The organism is Duganella sp. CT11-25 (assembly GCF_047302815.1).
Lineage (GTDB): Bacteria > Pseudomonadota > Gammaproteobacteria > Burkholderiales > Burkholderiaceae_D > Rugamonas.
Genome location: NZ_JBKBFD010000001.1, coordinates 6,687,359 through 6,707,329, shown reverse-complemented (window position 1 = coordinate 6,707,329; position 19,971 = coordinate 6,687,359). Strand labels below are relative to the sequence as shown.

Annotated in this window: 12 protein-coding genes; 2 read left to right on the top strand and 10 right to left on the bottom strand. The window is 64.1% G+C overall.

Features of this window, described 5'->3' with window-relative positions; genetic code table 11:
• Positions 1-31 precede the first annotated feature (31 nt).
• Together lolA and ACEN9F_RS29150 are read right to left on the bottom strand one after the other, a co-directional pair.
• A complete protein-coding gene (gene lolA, locus ACEN9F_RS29155) occupies positions 32-664 on the bottom strand; it encodes an outer membrane lipoprotein chaperone LolA (RefSeq protein WP_413425893.1) in 633 nt (210 codons plus the stop codon).
• 15 nt (positions 665-679) lie between these two features.
• On the bottom strand, positions 680-3,070 hold the full coding sequence (locus ACEN9F_RS29150; RefSeq protein WP_413425891.1) for a DNA translocase FtsK: 2,391 nt from the start codon (positions 3,068-3,070) through the stop codon (positions 680-682).
• A 232-nt stretch (positions 3,071-3,302) separates the two neighbouring features.
• Here ACEN9F_RS29150 and trxB point away from each other — a divergent pair, with 232 nt between their 5' ends.
• Both trxB and ACEN9F_RS29140 read left to right on the top strand, forming a co-directional pair.
• Positions 3,303-4,256, top strand: coding sequence for a thioredoxin-disulfide reductase (gene trxB / locus ACEN9F_RS29145; RefSeq protein WP_413425889.1), 954 nt, complete (start codon positions 3,303-3,305; stop codon positions 4,254-4,256).
• Between the two features lie 4 nt (positions 4,257-4,260).
• A complete protein-coding gene (locus tag ACEN9F_RS29140; RefSeq protein WP_413425887.1) occupies positions 4,261-4,932 on the top strand; it encodes a Smr/MutS family protein in 672 nt (223 codons plus the stop codon).
• Positions 4,933-4,957: 25 nt separating this feature from the next.
• On the opposite strand, the gene ACEN9F_RS29135 is transcribed toward ACEN9F_RS29140, so the two are convergent.
• The 8 genes from ACEN9F_RS29135 to ACEN9F_RS29100 all read right to left on the bottom strand — a co-directional run bounded on the left by ACEN9F_RS29135 (position 4,958) and on the right by ACEN9F_RS29100 (position 19,855).
• Positions 4,958-6,820, bottom strand: coding sequence for a choice-of-anchor Q domain-containing protein (locus ACEN9F_RS29135; RefSeq protein ID WP_413425885.1), 1,863 nt, complete (start codon positions 6,818-6,820; stop codon positions 4,958-4,960).
• 158 nt (positions 6,821-6,978) lie between these two features.
• Entirely contained in the window at positions 6,979-8,298 is a 1,320-nt protein-coding gene (locus ACEN9F_RS29130) for an MFS transporter (RefSeq protein ID WP_413425883.1), read from the bottom strand.
• A 253-nt stretch (positions 8,299-8,551) separates the two neighbouring features.
• The gene (locus ACEN9F_RS29125; protein ID WP_413425881.1) at positions 8,552-9,619 is read right to left on the bottom strand and encodes a LacI family DNA-binding transcriptional regulator; all 1,068 of its coding nucleotides are present in this window, start codon (positions 9,617-9,619) and stop codon (positions 8,552-8,554) included.
• 92 nt (positions 9,620-9,711) lie between these two features.
• Positions 9,712-11,910 carry a glycoside hydrolase family 88 protein gene (locus tag ACEN9F_RS29120; protein ID WP_413425879.1) on the bottom strand — a complete coding sequence of 733 codons (2,199 nt, stop codon included), beginning with the start codon at positions 11,908-11,910 and terminating at the stop codon, positions 9,712-9,714.
• 35 nt (positions 11,911-11,945) lie between these two features.
• The gene (locus ACEN9F_RS29115) at positions 11,946-14,348 is read right to left on the bottom strand and encodes a polysaccharide lyase 8 family protein (protein ID WP_413425877.1); all 2,403 of its coding nucleotides are present in this window, start codon (positions 14,346-14,348) and stop codon (positions 11,946-11,948) included.
• Between the two features lie 26 nt (positions 14,349-14,374).
• A complete protein-coding gene (locus ACEN9F_RS29110; protein ID WP_413425875.1) occupies positions 14,375-16,150 on the bottom strand; it encodes an MFS transporter in 1,776 nt (591 codons plus the stop codon).
• A gap of 13 nt (positions 16,151-16,163) precedes the next feature.
• Positions 16,164-17,417, bottom strand: a complete 1,254-nt coding sequence (locus tag ACEN9F_RS29105; protein WP_413425873.1) for a DUF2264 domain-containing protein — start codon at positions 17,415-17,417, stop codon at positions 16,164-16,166.
• A gap of 11 nt (positions 17,418-17,428) precedes the next feature.
• Entirely contained in the window at positions 17,429-19,855 is a 2,427-nt protein-coding gene (locus ACEN9F_RS29100; protein ID WP_413425871.1) for a TonB-dependent receptor, read from the bottom strand.
• Between the last annotated feature and the right edge of the window lie 116 nt (positions 19,856-19,971).

Below are 19,971 nucleotides of genomic sequence, written 5' to 3'. Positions count from 1 at the left end.
GGCTGCGGCGTCGGAACCCGGTGCGCGGGTTTTAATTATTGAATACGTCGGCGCCCTTCGGCATGACGAATTTAAAGCTTGTCGCAGTCAGCGCCGGATTTTTTTCGATGGCCTTGAACGACAGCACCGACGTCTGGCCGAAGGAATCCTTCAACTCCATCGCTTCCGGCAAGCCGTTGCGCAGGCCGATGGTGATTTGCTCGAAAGCGGTGTCCTTGGCTTTCGGCACGGCCTTCAGCCATTCCAGGCCCTCTTTCGTGCCGCCCTCGGACAGCGTGAAGTTCTTTTCCAGGTCGTTGCTGCCGAACAGGATCGCCGCCGGCGACGAGCCCAGCGCATCGCCCAGCTTCTTCACGGTGACCTGGTTCAAGTCCTTGTCGAAGATGTACAGCTTGTCGCCGTCCGCCTGCAGCACTTGCTCGTAGGGCTTCACGTAAGTCCAGATGAACTTGCCCGGACGGGCAAACATGAAGGTGCCGGTGGCCGGCGTCGAGACTTTCGGCGCTTCGCCGTTGGTGTTCTTGACCTGGCGCTGGGTGAACTCGCCCTTGGCGGCCTTGGTCGACGCCACAAACGACTTGAACTGCTCCAGCGCGCTGGCCTGGGCGAAGCCCGCGATCAGCAGGCCGGCGCTCAGCGCAACAATACGTTTAATACGAGTCATACGGTTTATCCTTTTTTATTCCGCACTGGCAGCCGGCACCAGGATGTCGCGGTTGCCGTTCGATTGCATGGCGGAGACGACGCCGCTATTTTCCATTTGTTCCAGCAAACGCGCCGCGCGGTTGTAGCCGATGCGCAGATGGCGCTGCACCAGCGAGATCGAGGCGCGGCGGTTCTTCAACACCACCTGGACCGCCTGGTCGTACATCGGATCGGCCTCGCCGCCGGCCTCGCCCGCTTCGCCGCCGGCAGCGCCGCCCTCGCCCTCCAGCGTGCCGCCTTCGAGGATGCCGTCGATGTAGTCCGGCTCGCCGGTGGTCTTCAAATGCTTGACCACACGGTGCACTTCTTCATCGGAGACAAACGCGCCGTGCACGCGCACCGGCAAGCCTGTGCCCGGCGGCATGTACAGCATGTCGCCCATGCCGAGCAGCGTTTCCGCGCCCATCTGGTCCAGAATGGTCCGCGAGTCGATCTTGGACGAGACCTGGAACGCGATGCGGGTCGGGATGTTGGCCTTGATCAGGCCGGTGATCACGTCTACAGATGGGCGCTGCGTCGCCAGAATCAAGTGCAGGCCGGCCGCGCGCGCCTTTTGCGCGATACGGGCGATCAATTCTTCCACCTTCTTGCCGACGACCATCATCAGGTCGGCCAGCTCGTCGATGATGATGACGATGGTCGGCAGCTTGTCCAGCGGCTCCGGCGAATCCGGCGTCAGGCTGAACGGATTCGGGATGTGTTCTTCCTTCTTCTTGGCTTCGGCGATCTTGGCGTTGTAGCCGGCCAGGTTACGCACGCCCAGCTTGGACATCAGCTTGTAGCGGCGCTCCATCTCGTTGACCGCCCAGTTCAGCGCGTGGCCGGCCTGGCGCATGTCGGTGACCACCGGCGCCAGCAGGTGCGGGATGCCTTCGTACACCGACATCTCCAGCATCTTCGGATCGATCAGGATCATGCGCACGTCGGCCGGGTCGGACTTGTACAGCAGCGACAGGATGGTGGCGTTGATACCCACCGACTTACCCGAACCGGTGGTGCCCGCGACCAGCAAGTGCGGCATCTTGGCCAGGTCGGCCACCACGGCCTTGCCGGCGATGTCCTTGCCCAGCGCCACCGTCAGCGGCGACGGATTGTCGTTGTAGACCTTGGAGCCGACGATCTCGCTCAGGCGCACGATCTGGCGCTTCGGATTCGGCAGCTCCAGCGCCATGTAGTTCTTGCCCGGAATGGTCTCGACCACGCGGATCGAGGTCAGCGACAGCGAACGCGCCAGGTCGCGCGCCAGGCCGACGATCTGGCTGCCCTTGACGCCGGTGGCCGGCTCGATTTCGTAGCGCGTCACGACCGGGCCCGGATAGGCCGCCACCACCTTGGCTTCGACGCCAAAGTCCGACAGCTTCTTCTCGATCAGGCGGCTGGTGAATTCCAGCGTCTCGATCGACACGGTTTCCTGCACCTCGGCCGCCTCGTCCAGCAGCGACAAGGCCGGCAGGCGGCTGTCGCCGCTCAGGTCCTGGAACAGATTGGCCTGGCGCTCCTTCTCGACGCGCTCGGACTTGACCACGGTAACCACCTGCGGCTCGATCTTGACCGGCGGCGCCGCCACCGGATGCTTCTCGACGTGCTTGGCCCGTTCGATGACCACCACTTCCTCGCGCTTGACGGCCGCCACTTCACCCTGGCGGCGGTCCTCGCGGTACTGGTAGCGCTGCACGAACCAGTCGATCGCCAGCTCGATGCCGCCGCCGATGCGCTCGGCCACGGCCAGCCACGACACGTGGAAGAACAGGCTGAAACCCAGCCCGAACAGCAGCAGCAACAGCAGGGTCGCGCCGGTGAAACCGAAGGCCACGTGGGCCGAATGGCCGATCATCTCGCCCAGCACACCGCCCGAGATGCGCGGCAGTTGCGCATGGCTGGTCAAGGTGCGCAGGCGCAGGAACTCCAGGCCGACGCTGCCGATAAACAACAGCACGAAGCCGATCGCGCGGATCAGCGGCTCCTGCGCGTGTTCCGGATCCGGTTCCCTGGACATGACGAACTTCTGCGTCAGGCTGCGGTAGCCCTGCCACACCAGCCGCAGCAGGCAAAACGCCCACCACCAGGCCGAAATACCGAAGATATACAACAACAGGTCCGACAGCCAGGCGCCCGCGCGGCCGCCCATATTGGCGACCTTGGGCACCAGCGTCTCATGCGACCAGCCCGGATCGGTCTTGCTGTAGGTGGCCAGGATCAGCACGAAATACACGCCCAGCACGGCCAGCGCCAGCCAGCGCGCCTCCGACAGCAGCCGCACCAGCCGGTTCGGCAGGGGCTGGCGCTCGGTCGGGGTGCGGGTATAGGCCGACGACGCGGCGGAACTCGCTTTTGGCACACGTTCCTGAACTTTTTTACTACTCATAGGAATTAAGGTGTTGCAATGTTATCGGTCAGGAAATATTCGGATATGGGTATTCTAAGGCATATGGGCAACAACCGGCCCGACGATTCGTCCCGATTCCCTGCTTGCACTATAATCTTGTATTGCCTTCGCGAATGCAATAGCCTGCCGCCATGACAAGCGGCCGCTGATCTTGCTCTCGCGATAAATGCCCCCAAATTCGGATTAATCCAACATTATTAAGAAGCCTTCCATGACCACTCCTAAACACGCTCGCGTTTTGATCCTTGGTTCCGGCCCAGCCGGCTACAGCGCAGCCATCTACGCGGCCCGCGCCAACCTGAAGCCGATGCTGGTGACCGGCGTCGAGCAAGGCGGCCAGCTGATGACCACCACCGACGTGGAAAACTGGCCGGCGGACCCGATGGGCGTGCAAGGCCCGGACCTGATGCAGCGTTTCCTGCAGCACGCGGAACGTTTCAATACCGACATCGTGTTCGACCACATCCACACCGTCAAGCTGGCTGAAAAACCGATCCGGCTGATCGGCGACAGCCATGAATACACCTGCGACACGCTGATCATCGCGACCGGCGCCTCGGCGCAGTACCTGGGCCTGCCGTCGGAAACGGCGTTCATGGGCAAGGGCGTGTCCGCTTGCGCCACCTGCGACGGCTTCTTCTACCGCGGCCAGCAGGTTGCCGTGGTCGGCGGCGGCAACACCGCCGTTGAAGAGGCGCTGTACCTGTCCAACATCGCCACCAAGGTCACCCTGATCCACCGCCGCGACAAGTTCCGCGCCGAAGCGATCCTGATCGACCGCCTGAACGCCAAGGTCGCCGAAGGCAAGATCGAGATCAAGTACAACCATACGCTGCACGAAGTGGTGGGCGATGACGGCGGCGTCACCGGCGTCAAGATCCAGTCGACCGAGACCGGCGCCATCACCGACGTCACCGTGCACGGCCTGTTCGTGGCGATCGGCCACAAGCCGAACACCGGCATCTTCGAAGGCCAGCTGGAAATGCACAACGGCTACATCAAGACCAAGACCGGCACCGAAGGCATGGCCACTGCGACCAGCGCCCCGGGCGTGTTCGCCGCCGGCGACGTGCAGGACCACATCTACCGCCAGGCGATCACCAGCGCCGGCACCGGCTGCATGGCCGCATTGGACGCGCAGCGCTATCTCGAAGGCCAGGAGTAATACCGTGGGACTGAAAGACTTCGCGGACCTGAAATCCCTGGCCAAGCAGCTCAAGGAGCAGGCCGACACGCGCGCCGCCGCCGCGGCGGAACGCGTCAAGCGGGAAAAGGTGCAGGCGGTGGAAGCGAATATCTTCCAGTCCAGCGTGGGCGGCGTCAAGCGCATGCCGGTCTCGGACCGCTATGTGCCGCAGATGCCGAAAACCGCCGCCCCGGCCGCCGCGCCAGCCCGCAAGCTGACGCAGGCCGAGGACGACGCGGCCGTGCTGCGCGAGTCGCTGTCCGACCTGTTCGAAGTCGATCATTACCTGGAAGAAGATCCGGCGCTGAACTACGCCGCCCCCGGCGTCGGCCCGGATGTCATCAAGAAGATGCGCAAGGGCCACTGGCCGGTGCAGGACGAGCTGGACCTGCACGGCCTGCGCCGTGACGCCGCGCGCGACGCCATCGGCGATTTCCTGCGCAAGTCGGCGATGCGCAACCACCGCTGCGTGTGCGTGATCCACGGCCGCGGCTTCGGCTCCAAGAGCCAGGAGCCGGTGCTCAAGTCCATGGTGCACAGCTGGCTGGTGCAGAAGGAGGAAGTGGTCGCCTTCTGCCAGGCCCGCCCTTCCGAAGGCGGCGAAGGCGCGCTGATCGTCTTGCTGCGCGCCGCGCTGCAACCGCAACGCGGCTAAAGCCGGTTCAAATGGCGGGCGGCGCCTACGGGTTGAGGTTGGTAACCGTCAGCGACGCGTTGGGAAGCGTGGCGCCAACCTGCAGATTCCAGTTATCCAAACTCGTCACGTTGTACGCCGTGCTGCGGAAAGCATAGTTCACACCCAGCGTCAGTTCGGAACCGCCGGCCGGCGTGACATAAACCGAATAAGTACGGGCAGGCAGATTGACGACGAAGCGGAAGTGATACGACACGCCGGGAGCGTACTGGATGGTCGCGGCTGCGGCATAGCCGGTGCCATCGTATGCATCGATCATGCCGTTGGGATTAAAGCGTGCGATGCACGACATATCAGGAAAGTCGGCGGCTGCGCCACTCGATAATCCGACCACCGCATTTTCCGGCCACAGCGAAGGCTTCGCATCGAAGCTTGCCGTGAAAGTCCCCGTCGCCGGCGGCCGGATGGCGAAGGCGTGGAAGCCATCGCCGGAAGATCCGCTCAAAACGGAAGTCGCCCCAAATTCGTAAGCGCCGACATCATACGGGGCGCCACGAAGGTAGTTGTTTGCGTCGACATTCGGCGCATCCGTGGTGGTGCCCGCGTTAATCGCGGCGCTGCCCGACTTCAGCCGCACATCGCCGGCGGCATAGTTCGCAAAATAAGTGGTGTAGCTTGTGCCGACCGTAATATTGTTGCTCTGCTGGAGATTGGTCGCCGCGCTGATGTTGAACTGGTGCGCGAGATTGTTTCTCAGGATGTTGTTGTCGGACGGGCTTCCGCCCTTCTCGTTGAAAATCCGGATTTCGCTGTCGGTGGCGAGCGGATTGGGGACGACGGTGTTGTTCACGATCTTGCTGTTGTCCATGCCATAAACCGCCAGGGCGAGACCGACCTCGACCATGACGACGTTGTTTTCAATGGTCCAATTGCTGTAGGGGCCATCGAAGGCGGAAATTCCCTGGATGGTGTAATGGCCGTTATATTGAAACGGCACTTTGGTGTACCGCGTTCCCTGCCGGGAAATGAAAACATTGCCGCGCAAGACGACATTGTTGATTGGGGTGAAACTGCCGTCTCCACGGTAGCTCTGGAACATATCGCGGTGCGGGGGATCGCTTTCCGTCCCTGGAGGCACGACCGCGTAGCTATTCACGGCGGAGTTGTATTCGAGGGTGCAGTTGTTGACCTTGCAGCGGTAGGCATCTTCCCAGAAATGCACGACGTTATTGCCAACCACCGATGAATTGGTGGCGCCCGCGCCGGCGGTCGAGGTCCGCTCAAGCATGACGCCATTTCGGCTATTCCGAATCATGTTGTTGATGACCTGGTTGTTTGCGCCGATGACGTAGATTGCCGTTCCACTGTTATTGACCCAATCGCCGTTCTCCCAGTTGGTTGCGACGCCATCCGGCGCGTAGCGCACATTCGAATTTTGAAAGGTATTGTTCGTGGCGCCAGTGTCGAATTGGACCAAGGGCGTATTGATCAAACTGCCGTTTGCCTCTTGAGGGGAAACCAGCACGCCGTCGACAACCCAGCGTGTTGCGCCGCTCTGAAATCGCAGCGTGCGCAACTTGGGCGTTTGGCCCGGCTGGGCCCGGATTGCGCGACTGCCGGAAGCGAGACCTCCGCTGACCACGGGATCGCCGTGGTTGCCATTGCGTAGATAAATGTTGTCGCCGCTAATGAAGGTTTTTCCAGCAGAAAAAACCTCGTCCAATCGGCGCCAAGGGCTTGCAGCGGTGCCGGAGTTTGCCGGAGAGCCGTTAACCGGGTCGCAGTAATAGTCTGTGGCATAGACGCCGCCGGAGGCAAATACGATGGCCAGCAGCGCCGCCCATTTCCTCCAACAATATCCTGTCAAAACAAAGAACTTCAGCTTTGTAGTATCTACCGTCTGGTTCATTTTATCTCCTGATTGTTTGCCAAAAGCGCAGTAGTTCGACCGTTGTTTGAATCACTGTAGTTTCGCCGCGCCCCTCCCCCCAACATTGAGGAGCGATTGGGTACGGCTTGACTAGGTTAACGTTACCATAGCTATCGGCAAAATCAATCTCTTTTTGTCTATTTGAAAACTGGTGTCTTCCGCTCGCGCTTTCTCTGCCAGAGCGGGACGGACCACACCAGCGCCCCGCCAGCCGCCAGCAGCGCGCCGCCCAGGAACATCAAATGAAACTCGTGTTCCGTATAGCTCAGCACCACTCCCATGGCCAAGGTCGCGATCACGGTGGTCAGCGCCGTGATCGACGCCGATAGCGCGGCAAGTTGGGAGAAGCGTTCGGCCGGCAGCAGCACCGGCAGCAGCGAGGCGGTGGCGGTCAGGAAGCAGCCGGCCAGCACGCCATGCACCACGTACCAGCACAGGAAGCTGGTGCGGCCATCCACCAGCAGCAAGGCGGCCAGCATCGATGCCGCGTACAGTGTCAGCAGGATGAAGCCCAGTTTCAAAGGATGGCAGCGGTCGGCCAGCCAGCCCAGTGGCCACGCCAGCATGATGGAAATCGCATAGGTATAGGCGATCGCTTCGCCAAACGCGGCCTGGCTGACGCCGAACTGCACACGGGCGTTGAAGCTGTTGATGTTGACCGGATAGGCGCTGGCCGTCCCCAGCCCGATCGCCACAAACAGCGACAGATAGAACCATGGCTTGCCAGGGCCGGCCAGATCGCGCAACCGGGCCAGGCGCAGGGATTCGGGCATGGCCGGTGGCGGCGGGTAGGATGGCTCGCGCACGCCCCAGCACAACACGAGAAAGCCGAGCAGATAGACCGCGCCGATCAATAGCAACAGCGGTTGCCATTGCTCCGGCGCCGCATTGCCATACACATAGTAGAAAAATAAAGCCCCCACCGCCAGGCTGATGATACGGAACAGGCCGAAGAAGCGGCCCAGGATGGGGCGCGGCACGGTGTCGTTAATCAGCGCCATGAAAATGGCGTTGCCGAAAATGGTGAAAATTTCGAACACCGTCCAGCAGGCGGCCATGGAGGTCAGCAGTACCGTGGGCTGCGCTTGTTGCGGCAGGTTGAGCAGGCGCGCAGCGGCCAGGCCGATGTCATTGCTGTGCGCGAGTGCCAGCATGGCAAGAAATACCAGCGGCGCATTGACCAGCAAAAAGGGGATGCGCCGGCCGTAGCGGCTGCGGGTGCGGTCGCTCCAGGCGCCGATGGTCGGACCGGCCGCCATCACCACCAGCGCCGGTATCACGCCAAACAAGGCGTTGAGCAGCAGCGTATTCTGGCTAAAGACAAACAACTGGACTTTGGCGAGCTCCTGTACCGTACGTTCCTTGAGCGACCAGGCCAGGTCGCCCAGCAGCAGGAAGCCGAATAAGGCCAGCACGGGCATTGCGCCTGCCGCCGCGACGCCGGATCGCCTGGTCATGCTTCTCCCCTCTGCAACGCCGCAAAGGGTTGCTCATCAAACAGTGCTGTGTCTCAATGGAACATCATAGCACCGCGCCGAGCGGCGGCGCGAGCGCCCCATCCGCGCCCGCGCCCGCAATGTCGCGCCGGTCCAACACGGCGCAGGCAACGGGATTGGGGGCAACGCCATCATCACACAAAGATAACGTTACCACATCCAGGAATAAAAAAGACCGGCATAAAAAGGAGGGAACGCCGGCCAGGCGGCGGCCTTAAACCGTTGTTTTACGGGTTCGTCCGCTTGCACGGCGAACCGGCGCGGCGGCGGGCGCCTGCGCGCTCGATTCGCGCACCACGAACTCGCTTGGGAATTCCACACGCTGGCGCCGGCCAGGCTGGTCCTGTATGCGGCGCAGCAACTCCTGCACCGCCGCCTTGGCCATGGCGGCGGTCGGATGCCGCAGCGTCGTCATGCGTGGCTGAACGATGCTGGCAACCGCCACATCGTCGAAGCCGACCAGCGAAATATCACCGGGCACACTCAGGCCGGCGCCCTGGATGGCGACCATGCTGCCAAAGCCCATCTCGTCGTTGGCGCAGAAAATGGCGCTGGGACGTTCGGGCAGGACCAGCAGGCGCTCGGTGGCCTCGGTACCCGAGCGTTCGGAAAAATCGCCCTGCTGCACCAGCGCCGGATCGAAGGCGATGCCGGCGTCGTCCAGCGCCGCGCGGTAACCGCGCTCGCGTTCAACGCTCTGGCCGGTGTAGGCGCTGCCGCGGATGAAAGCGATGCGCCGGTGGCCCAAATCGACCAGGTGGCGGGTGGCGTCGCGCGCGCCGTTGAAGTTGTCGCCGTTGACCACCGGCAGAGCGGTGCTGCGCTTGCAGTAGTTCATCAGCACGATCGGACGTTCGCTCTGCTCCAGCATGGCCAGGTATTCGTCGCTCATCCTTGGCATGACGTAGATCAGCCCATCCCACAGGCCGTGCAACAGTTGATCGAGGCGGCGGCCATTGGCCGGCGTCAGATCGTCCACCGCGTTGTAGATAAACAGGTCCATCTGGTAGCGCCGTACTTCGGCGCTCAGTTCCGCGATATAGGCGGTGATCACCACCGAGGCAAGGTCATTGACCACCACGCCGATAACGTTGGTGCGCCCCCCCTTCATCACGCGCGCCAGCATATTGGTTGCATAGCCCAACTCGCCGGCCGCGGCCAGCACCTTGGCCTTGGTCTCTTCCGATACGTAGCCTTCGCCGCTCAGCGCGCGCGAAGCCGTCATCACGGCGACTCCGGCTTTCTTGGCCACTTCCACCAGGGTGACTGCGGTTTTCTTCATTATTTCACCAGTTGTTCGATAAGATAACGATATCATTTATTCGATTGCAAGGCAACGCACTTTGCTTGCCCTGCCCACATATCACGCCGCGTTTACGGCGCGTCCACGCTGACTTTCAGCGGCGCGGCGAGCCGGGCCGCATAGTCGCGCACGTAGGCCTGCCACGCTTCCGCCGTGGCGAAATCGCCTTTGCTCCAGCCGGCACCCAGGTAGTAGACGAAATCCTGTCCGGGCCTGGCCTTTGCCAGCGCCAGCCGCTGGTCCGGCAGCGCGGCATGGCCATCGGCATCCGGCACCACAACGGCGCAGCCGATACTCCCATTGTCGCCCTGCGGCGCCTGCCAGTAGCTGAACCAGCCGGCCTTGACGTCGTCGGCATAGCGGCCGTCGTGGTTGCCGGCGGCAATGCTCACCGCCACCGGCAACAACGCAGCGGACGAGGTCTCGTAGCGGCTTTGCACGCGGGTGAAATTGGAACCGGCATCGATCGACAAGCGGCGCACTTCCGACAGCGGCCTTCCCGCCGCATCCCAGCGCGCGAAGCGCAGTTCAAACTCTGCACGCAGCGGGCCGTCGGCCAGCACGCGCCACTGGCTGAAGTTGGCAGGGCTGTACACCCGGCCATCGCTGTAGGCGCCGATGCCGCCGCAGCCCAGCGTGCGGCCGACGCTGTAGAAATCCAGTCCTTCGCCACGGTCCTGGTGATAGTTGCCACTGCGGTACCAGGCGTCGATCACCGGCCAGCGCACCGACTTGGCCCAGACATCGACGCCGCTGCTGACCAGCATTTCACCAGGCGTGGTCATCAGTGCCGGTCCGTACATGCGGTGCGCGATGCGATCGCTTTCCCAGGCAAAGTCGTCAAAGCGTTCCGGCACGAAGCGGGCGTGGGTTTTGACGTCGGCCGGCGGCACCGCCGGCAGCGCCGCCCGGTCCAGCACCAGGTAGCGGCGGCGGTCGCCCGCGCCCAGCACCGCCTGGAACAGCACCCCGCCCTCCCCTGGCTGGCTGTTCAGCACGCGCGAGGTCAGCGCATCCATCACCACCGGATTTTTCGCATGCACCTTGGCCGCCACGGTTTCGTCGCTGCGGAACAGCGCGCTGTCGTTGCTGACCGTGACCGCTTGCGGCTTGCCGCGTTCCAGCAAGCCCATGCGGTAGACCTCGCTGCCGGCCAGCAGCATGGCCCCCACGCCATAAATGTCGGTGAAGTCGTCGTCAAAGGCTTTCGGATCCTTGCCGATGGGCTGCACGTGGGTCAGCTTGCCGTCCGGCTTGACGCTGGCGGCCAAGGCCAGCCAGGCGCGGCGCACCGATGGCCCATACCGCTCGGCCGGCAGCAATTGCTGGTTGACGCCCCAGGCCAGCGCGTAAGCGTACAGCGCGGTGCCGCTGGTTTCCTGCAACGGGTAGCTGTCCGGATCGAGCAGGCTGGAGCGCCACAGGCCGTCGCCCTGCTGTAGCGTGACCAGCCGCGCCGACATTTCGCGGAACTGCTGTTCGAAACGCGCGCGCGACGGGTGCCCGGCCGGCAGGTATTGCAGCATGCGCACCAGCCCGCCCATCACCCAGCCATTGCCCCGGCTCCAGAACACCTTTTTGCCATTCGCTTCGCGGCGGTTGAAATAGGTGCTGTCGCGGAAGTACAGATGTTCGCCGGGGTCGTACAGGTAGTCGGACGTGCGCCACCAGTGATCGACCGCGCGTTGCAGGTAGCGCTCGTCGCCGGTGGCGGCGTACAGCCGTATCCAGGCCGGCGGCGCCATGAACAGCGCGTCGCACCACGACCAGCGCTGCAGGCTGCCCGGCAGGTCGAACTGCAGCGAACCGTCGCGCGGATCGGCCAGCATGCGGTCGAACTGGGCGCGCATCGGCGCGATCATTTTCGGATCGCGCAGTTGCAGATACAGTTCGGCGTAAGTCTGGCCTATGGTCTGGTCGTCGGCATGATACTCGTCCGGTCCCAGTTGCCAGTCGCGGCGTTTTCCCAGTGCGGCCATGGCGTCGCGGAAACGCGGCTGGCCAGAGACGCCGGCCAGCGCCATGAAACCGGTATAGCCGACCGCCTGCGTCCAGTCGTGGTCGGGCCAGGCGCTGGGATGGGCCAGTTGCCAGTCGCCGACACGTTCCATCAGCTTGAGCACGGCGGCGGGCGCGAGCTCGGGGGCGCCGGTGGTGATCGACTGGGCCGGCGTCGCCGCCAGCGCCGGGTCGGCGGGTAAGGCGCAGGCGGCCAGCAGCGCGGCGCACAGCAGCGCGGGTTTGAAGGGCAAGGTAGAGGTCAGGGTCATGGAGGCTTCCGAAGCAAGGGACAAAAAAATGGTGGTCAGCGCAGCGGCGCGAACGAGGCGCTCAGCGAGCGTCCGGCACTGCCGGCGACATGGACCTTGAGCCGCAGCACCGGCTGCAGGCTCAGCACCGTGATGCGCGGATCGGACCGCAGCAGTGCGGACGCCGGTTGCTGCAGTTCGATCAGGATGTCATCCCGCCGGTGTTGGGTAGGCTCGGCCACGCTCAGCGCCAGCTTGCCGGGCTGTTCATGCACCACCACCGAGGCCGGGCCGTCCGACGACAGGTAGGGCTGGCCGTCGATGCGGATAGCGGCCGGCTGCCAGAAGTTGACGGCGGTCAGGCCCAGTGACGCATCGCGCACGGCGCTGGCGGCCTCACTGTTTTCCAGCAGCGTGACGGCGGGACTGGCCGCGTAGGCGGCGGTGGCGGCCGCGTCGGCGCCGGGCAGCAGCACGTAGCTGTAGCGTGCGTCGCGCGGCTGCGCGCCGTGTGGAATGGCCAGGCTGAGGAAGGCGTTGCGCACGATGGCGGGGCTTTCCATCGCGTTGATGTCGCGCCAGCTGCCGCTGCGGGATTCGCGCAGCAGTTGCAGCGGGCTGCCGCCGGGGAAGACAAAGCCGATGCCGGCGCCGGGCATGCTGCCGGCCAGGTGCGCCCAGCCGGCATGGGCCACGCTGGCGCCGTCCCCCATGGTTTCCGCTTGCGGATGGCCGTCGACGATCAGCACCTCGCGCCCAGGCGCGGACAGCTTGCGGTTATCGACGATGGTTTCGGCCACGCCGCTGCCGCTGATGCCGGTGCCCGTGGCGACGATGCGTTGGCCCAGCAGGAACCATGATTTTTTGCCGCGCAGATCGGAGCCGGTGACATCGCGCAGATCGAATTTCAGCGCCACCGCGGCATAGCCGTCCAGCTGCGCGCCGCCGGCCCAGCCGTCGCGGTTGCCCAGCATGGCCCATGCCGGCGGCAGGCCGCTGCCGCTATGGTCGGTGGTGGTGCCGGGCAGGCGCCAGGCGTCGATGGTCGGCCAGTAGTGGCCGCCGTATTGCGTGCGGTCGGCGTTGTAGAGCGAGGTCATGCCGATGCCGTTCCACCAGCCGCGCGCATGCTCGCCGTTGCCGTATTCGAAGGCCGAGATGCGGTCCGAGTACATGCTGACCACGAAGCCGAAATCCTTGCCGTGCATGAGGGCCCGGTCCATGCTGGCGTCGATGCGCGCGCCGGGTGTTTCGTCGGCGGCCGGGATGGCTGGATCGGCGGCCAGCTGGCGCAACTGGCGCAGATCGTAGCTGCTGAAGGCGGGATCGGGACTCCCGCCGCTGAACCACGGGTCACGCTGCACGCTGCCTTTGACGAAGGCCTTCAGATCGTCGGCCTGGCCGCCGGGAGCCGCTTGCGCCAGCGCGGTCAGCGCCGCCAGGATGCGCCGGCCGGCATAGTGATCGTCCTGGATTTCGGACGAGATACGGCGGCCGCGTACGGCGTCGGCCATGGCGCCGTCGAACAACCAGGGCACGTAGGCCTGGCGCGCCCAGTGCAGGATGCCGTCCAGCGTGGCGGCCGGCAGCGGCCATTGCGAGCCGGCGTGCAGGTAGACCAGCTTGGCGTAGTCGTCCAGCGCCACCAGGCCGTAGCTGCCTGTGTAGGCGATGTGGCCGTGCTGGACGAAGGAGCCGTCGGCATAGAAGCCGTCGCCGCTGGTGACCGGTTCCAGCGTCTGGGCGACGGCGTCGCGGGCGGCGGTAATGTGGCGCTCCGAGCGGCCCAGTACGCCGCGCAGGCCGACCGCCAGCGCCTTGTCCAAGCGGTTGGCGCCGGTTTCGGTTTCCGGTCCGGGCGTGCCGTCGCGCAGGGTGCGGCGCGTGGGGTCGGGATCGAAATGGTCGATCGCGGCCAGGCAGCGCGCCAGCAGGCCGGCCGGCAGGTCGGGATGCATCAGCGTCAGCGTGTTGACCAGCCGCAGCGGTGTGCCGATCTGCCAGTCCCACCAGTTGCCGTAGGCCTGCATGCCGGCGTGGTAGTGATGGCGCTCCATCCAGTCCAGGCCGTGCAGGATGGCGTCGCGCAGGCGTGCGCTGGCATGCAGCGGGCTCCCCGGGTCGGCATATGCCAGCGCCATCGCTTCCAGGCGCTGGTAGTTGGCGGTGATGACGGCGGATGCCGCGATGCCGTTCGCTTGCCGCCAGTCGCCGGCGTCCGCCCACAGCGCGGCGGCGGCCGGATCGGTGAACATGCCGTCCAGATGGCGCTGTGCGGCGCGGGCGACGACCGCGCCTGCTTCGGCGCCGCCGTCGCCCGCCAGGCGCGATTGCCAGCGCAAACGCATCTGCTGATAGGGATCCTGCGCCGCTGTGGCGGTACTGGCGGTGGTGGCACCGATCGCCGCGCAGCAGGCCAGCAGCGCGCTGCGCAGCAGGGTGTTGATACGTATGCTCAAACGAAACTCCTCAGTGTGTGGCGTGTTCAGCGGGCGAACCTGGTTTCGATTTCCTCGAGTGTCTTCCCTTTGGTTTCGGGCAGCACGAAGGCGGCGATCAGGAAGTACAGCAGCGTGCAGCCGGCCCAGAAGTAAAACATGGGTGCGTAGCCGTGCTTGCCCACGGTCGGCAGGAAGATGGCGGCGATGACGGTGGAGACGAACTGGTTGATCAGCAAGGCGATGCTCATGCCGTTGGAACGGATACGCGTGGGCATCAGTTCCGATAGCGCCAGCCAGACGCAGACACCGGGGCCGACCGCGAAGAAGGCGACAAAGCCGAAGATGCAGGCGGCCACCAGCCAGCCGTGTTGCCGCGACGGCACCGCGCCGAGCACGGCCTTCTCGATGCGCAGCGGCGCGCCGGCGGCCAGCGCCGGGTCGGCAAAGGGATTCAGGTGCAGGCGGCGGAACAGGCGGCCGATGACGCTGTCCTCTTCCACGGTGGCGGCGCGGGTGATGCGCAGCGTGGGCGCGACGCCGTCGCTGTCGACGCGCAGCGTCTGGACGTTGGTAAAGTCGCCGTAGGAATAGGCCACCGTGAACTGCATGGCGCCCGCTGCGCGCGGCGGTGCGCCGATGGCGCGCAGGCTGGCCGGGGTGAGCTCCAGTGTCAGCGCGTCATGCGCCGCCCGGGCTTGCAGCGCGGCGCGCAGATCGGCGCCGCCGCTTTCGGCGGACTGGAACAACAGGCCCGCCAGCAGCAGCGAAACGACGATGCCGCCGCTGCCCAGCATCAGCAGGAACTTGCGCCCCTTGCGGTCGACCAGCAGCAGCGCGGCGACGGTCATCAAAGCGTTCAGCAGCTTGATGCAAACGTCCCCCAGGTTGGCCAGCGTACCCGGCAGGCCGGCCTGCCCTAGGATATTGACGGCGTAAGCCAGGATGGAATTGATGCCGGTGGCCTGGTTGCAGGCCAGGATCGCACAGGCCAGCAGGAAGGGATAGACATAGCGGCGGCTCAGCAGGCTGTCGCCGTGACGTGATGCTGAAGCGTCACGGGGCGCCGCGATGGTCTGTTCCATGTCGCGCAGTTCGGCTTCGGCTTCCGTCGTCGGCCGGCTGCGCAACAGCGCCGCGCGGGCCTGCTCCAGCCGGCCACGGCGCAGCAGCCAGCGCGGCGATTCGCTCAGCTTCAGGACGCCAATGGTAAACGCCAGGCCCGGCGCCAGGCAAAACCAGAAGATGTCGCGCCAAGCCTGATCCTTGATGGCGAACAGCGCGGCGGCGTCGCTGTGCCCGGCGGCGCCCTCGACCTGGCGCGCGTAGTACAGGCCGATCAGCGCGGCCATCACCAGCCCCACGGTCAGCAGCAGCTGAAACAGCGCGGCGCCGCGCCCGCGCAATTGCGGGGACAGGCATTCAGCCAGATACAGCGGCGCGACCACGCCGATCAAGCCGCCGCTGATGCCTTGCAAAAGGCGGCCCAGCAGCAGCGCCGTATAGCCGCCGGCCATGGCCATGACGGGGATGCTGGCGCAGAACAGCACGCCGGCCAGCAGCATGGTGGCGCGCCGGCCGATCAGATCGGCCAGGGCGCCGGCCAGCAGCGAGGACAACACACTCCCCAGCAATACCGCCGCGACGACGAAACCCAGTTGCTGCGCATTCAGATGCCATGACACCGAGGCGGTCGATTCGAGGTAGGGCAAGGCGCCCGCGATAATGCCGACATCGATGCCGTACAACAGGCCGCCCATGCCGGCAATCGATAGCAGGTAGCGGGTGTGCCAGCGATGGGCCGCCTGGGCAGGTGATGACATTGGGTGCATAGCGTTAATAGTCCACAGCATAGTCTTTGGGGAACGGCATATTGGCGTAGGCCTTCTTCTGGGTCCAATCCAGCGGCGGCGTCGTCCAGTAGCTGTCGCTGGCCGCCAGGCCGAGCGTGAGCAGGCCGGTGGAGGCGATGTACATGCTGCCGTTGTTGGAGTATGTATCGGCGATGCCCGGGTTGTGGCCGGCGAAACCCAGGGTCAGGAAACCGTCCTGGCTGAAGTTGGTCGGGTTGCGCCACACGGCCTGGTGCGCGGCGTGCAGCGCGGCCCTCACCTGCCCTTCCGGCAGCGAAGCGGGCAGTTGCTTGCGCAACGCCAGCAAGGCCAGCGGCTGGAAGGCCCCCGTCCGGTAGGTCATCGAGCGCCCGATGATCGGATAGCTCCCCTCCGGCGAAATCAGGCGCTCCAGGTGCTCGCAATAGCGCTGCGTGCGTTTCAGCGTTTGCGCGAACATCTGCGCCGGCGGGTCGCGGAAGACCGCGAGGCCCGTCTTCCCCATCTGCTCCAGGATTTCCAGCAGCATCGGCCACATCACATAGGAGTTGTAGTAGTCGAAGTGGAACGCTTCTCCATCCTTGATCCAGCCGTCGCCCACATACCATTCGTTCACTTTTCTCACGCCGGTGCTCAGGCGCACGATGTCGCCCTGCTCCCCCACCGAGAACAGCCAAGCTTCGTTCATCGCCGAGAACAGCAGCCAGTTGTTGTACGGCGGCTCAAACCGGCGCACGCCCTTGATCTCCGCCACCACGCGCTGCCTGGTCTGCGCGCTGAGCGGCCGCCACAGCGCCTCCGGCGCGCGCATCAGCGCGTTCGTCAGGTACGAGGAGTCGACCAGGGTCTGGTTGCCCGCGCCCCAGGCGACATAGTCGGCGCTGGCCGGATCGACCGCGTTGGCGATACTTTGCAATGCCAGTTCACGCACCTGACGGCGTAGTTTGCCCTCGGCGCTGTCGTCGTCCGGCAGCGCCAGCCACGGAGCGATGCCCGCCATCAGGCGCCCCAGGCATTCCAGGTAGCAGAAGCGGGGGTCGCCTCCATACCAGGTCGGACTCAGCTCGACGGGAAAGCGCCGCTGCAACTGTCCCTGCGCCATCGCCTGCAACACCGGCATCGCCATCTTGAGCAGCAGGTCCACCATGTAGCCGCGGGCGCCTGCGTCCGGCGCCGCCGCCGGCGCGGCCGCCCCGGAACCGCCCATGCACATGCCGGCCGCCGTGGCCATACCACCAATAAAGTCCCGACGTTTCATCGCATATCCCGTCAGAAAGCGGTATCGAGGCGTACGCTGAAGTAGCGGGTGTAGTCACGCGCCGGCGTCCAGGTCGTATAGTTCACCAGGTGCGGATCCGCGTTGGGCGCCTTCACACTGAAATTGCTGCCCAGCGAACTGCCCAGGCCACGCGCGTAACTCTTATCGAACAGGTTGTTCACGAAGAAGCTGAGTTTGAACGCATCCTTTTTATCCTTGACGCCGATGCCGAAATTGGCGATGCCATAGGCGCCCTGGATATTGGCGGGATCCTGATTCAAGCTGAACTCGGTAGCGCTCTGCCAGCGATACGCCGCGCTGGCAAAGGCGATGACACCGCGTTCCGGCAACGGCAGATCGTATTGGCCGCCAAGGTTGATTTTTATCTTGGGCGCGTTCGGCAGCGTTTTACCCTTCAGATTCGCCACGTTGGTGTTATTGAACTTCGGATTCGGCGCGCAATTCCCGCCCGGGACGACGCTCTTGCCATCGGCGCTCAGGACGCTGTAGCAAGGGCCGTTTTCAAAATCGGTGATGATGGCCCTGGTGAACGCGAAGCCGCCATTCAGCGTCAGCTCACGGCTGGCACGCCAGTTTGCATCGACCTCCAGGCCACTGGTGCGCAGGCCGCCGATGCTGTGCAAGGTGGTACGGTACTGGCCATCCGGATCGATGAAGCCGGCCGATTGCTGGAAGCCGCTGAAGTCGGTTCGGAACAGCGCGATATTCACCATCGCGCGGTTGTCCAGCAGCGACAGTTTGGCGCCCAGCTCGTAGTTCTTTGCCGTTTCCGCCGGCACCGGCTGGTTGGCGGCGATGGCCGCGGTCAGGCTGCTGGTCAAGTCATAGGCAACGCCCTTATGTCCCGTCGAAAACAGTCCATACACCATGGTGTCGGCGTCGACATGATGCTCGAGACCGATTTTTCCGGTGACGTCGTTGTTGCTGTCTTTTTTGGTCAGATAGTCGATCGGTGTGCGCGTGCCGGATGGCGGCGGCGTGAAACGCGTGAAATCGTAGCCGGTGTCTTCGCGGTTCAGGCGCAGGCCGGTAATCAGGCTGGTGTCCTTGATAAATTCCCAGGAGGACTGGCCGAACACGGCGTAGCTGGTATTGCGCGCGTGGGCGTTGTACCAGGAAACGATGGAGCCGATCGGCGATTTTTTCAATTCCCGCTCCAGGCGGTTATCGCCGTACCACAGGCCGGCCACGTAACGGAATGCGCCGGCGTCGGGTGAGGTCAAGCGCAACTCCTGGGTGCGCGACTGCACGCCGAACATGCCGGTCTGGTACTGGCCGCCGGTGAAGCCGCTCGGTTTTCCATCAATCAATGTGTACCTCAGCACGTCGGCGTCGAGGCCGTCGATATCCTGGAAATCCTCCATCCGGTAGGTTTGGTAGGACGTGATCGAACTCAGTACGTGCTTGGCCAGCGGCGAGTCATCGCCAAAGGTGTACGAGACCTTCAAGCCGCCGCCGGCGTCGCGCGATTGGCCGCCGGCGGGATAGTCGGTGCGTATGGCGATATTGCCTGGCCCAATCGGAATCCCGGACAGGACCTGGGACGCCGGAAGCTGGGCGATATTTTGGTACAGTCCGCCCGGGGTCATCGAGGTGTAGGCCGACAGGCAGCAGTTCACTTTGCTACGATTGGCGTGCGGCGAGAACACCACTTCAAGATTGTCGGCCGGTGTCCATTCCATCTTGCCGGCGACGGTCGTATTGTAGGAGCCGTTCATGTGGCCGCCATTCGTCAGATTGTCGAGCACGCCGGCGAATCCGGTGCGGCTGCCCGCCAGGCGCACGCGAACGGTGTCGCTCAGCGCGCCCGAGGTGGACGCCGTCGCCCGCCATTCATTGTCGTTCGTGACCAGGGTGCTGGTGCGGGTACGCCAGTTGCTCTCGATAGGCTTGGTTGTAATACTCACCGCGCCAGCGATCGAGCTCTTGCCCAGCAAGGTGCTTTGCGGACCTTTTAACACTTCGATGCGATTGACGTCGGCCAAGTCCTTGAAGGCGTTGGCCTGAATGCCGATGGGAATGTCATCGATGACGATGGAGACATCGGCCTCCACGCCGATGCCCAATGAGTAGGTGCCGATGCCGCGCATATTGATCGAGTTATTCCCCGGCTGATTGCCGTAGCTGATCGTCAGCGCAGGCGACAGCGCGGGCAAGTCATCCACATCCCGCACATTGTTACGCTGCAGGATCGCGTCGTTCAGCACGCTGATTGCCGCCGGCACGTCTTGCAGGTTCTGCGCTCTTTTATTGGCGGTGACGATCACCGATTCGAGCTTGGCGCCGCCATCCGAAGGGGCGGCGGTCGCGGCCTGCTCTGCCCAAGCGTCGCCTGCGGCGATGCCCGCTAACGCCAGCGACACGGCAACGACCAGTGGGCGGACCTGCATATTTTGCTTAGTACGATGGTTCTGCATCAACATCTCCAGTTATTAATTAGAATTCAACAACTCCGAGCTACGCCATGAGATAACGTTATCACACACGGCTAAAAAAAATCCCTGAAAAACAGCTTATTCGATGTGGGAACGAT

Bases quoted from the DNA above. Each gene is read 5' to 3' on its own strand.
- trxB (WP_413425889.1), top strand. From the start codon at position 3,303: ATGACCACTCCTAAACACGCTCGCGTTTTGATCCTTGGTTCCGGCCCA.
- ACEN9F_RS29125 (WP_413425881.1), bottom strand. From the start codon at position 9,619: ATGAAGAAAACCGCAGTCACCCTGGTGGAAGTGGCCAAGAAAGCCGGA.
- ACEN9F_RS29100 (WP_413425871.1), bottom strand. From the start codon at position 19,855: ATGCAGAACCATCGTACTAAGCAAAATATGCAGGTCCGCCCACTGGTC.
- lolA (WP_413425893.1), bottom strand. From the start codon at position 664: ATGACTCGTATTAAACGTATTGTTGCGCTGAGCGCCGGCCTGCTGATC.
- ACEN9F_RS29150 (WP_413425891.1), bottom strand. From the start codon at position 3,070: ATGAGTAGTAAAAAAGTTCAGGAACGTGTGCCAAAAGCGAGTTCCGCC.
- ACEN9F_RS29135 (WP_413425885.1), bottom strand. From the start codon at position 6,820: ATGAACCAGACGGTAGATACTACAAAGCTGAAGTTCTTTGTTTTGACA.
- ACEN9F_RS29105 (WP_413425873.1), bottom strand. From the start codon at position 17,417: ATGAAACGTCGGGACTTTATTGGTGGTATGGCCACGGCGGCCGGCATG.
- ACEN9F_RS29130 (WP_413425883.1), bottom strand. From the start codon at position 8,298: ATGACCAGGCGATCCGGCGTCGCGGCGGCAGGCGCAATGCCCGTGCTG.
- ACEN9F_RS29120 (WP_413425879.1), bottom strand. From the start codon at position 11,910: ATGACCCTGACCTCTACCTTGCCCTTCAAACCCGCGCTGCTGTGCGCC.
- ACEN9F_RS29110 (WP_413425875.1), bottom strand. From the start codon at position 16,150: ATGTCATCACCTGCCCAGGCGGCCCATCGCTGGCACACCCGCTACCTG.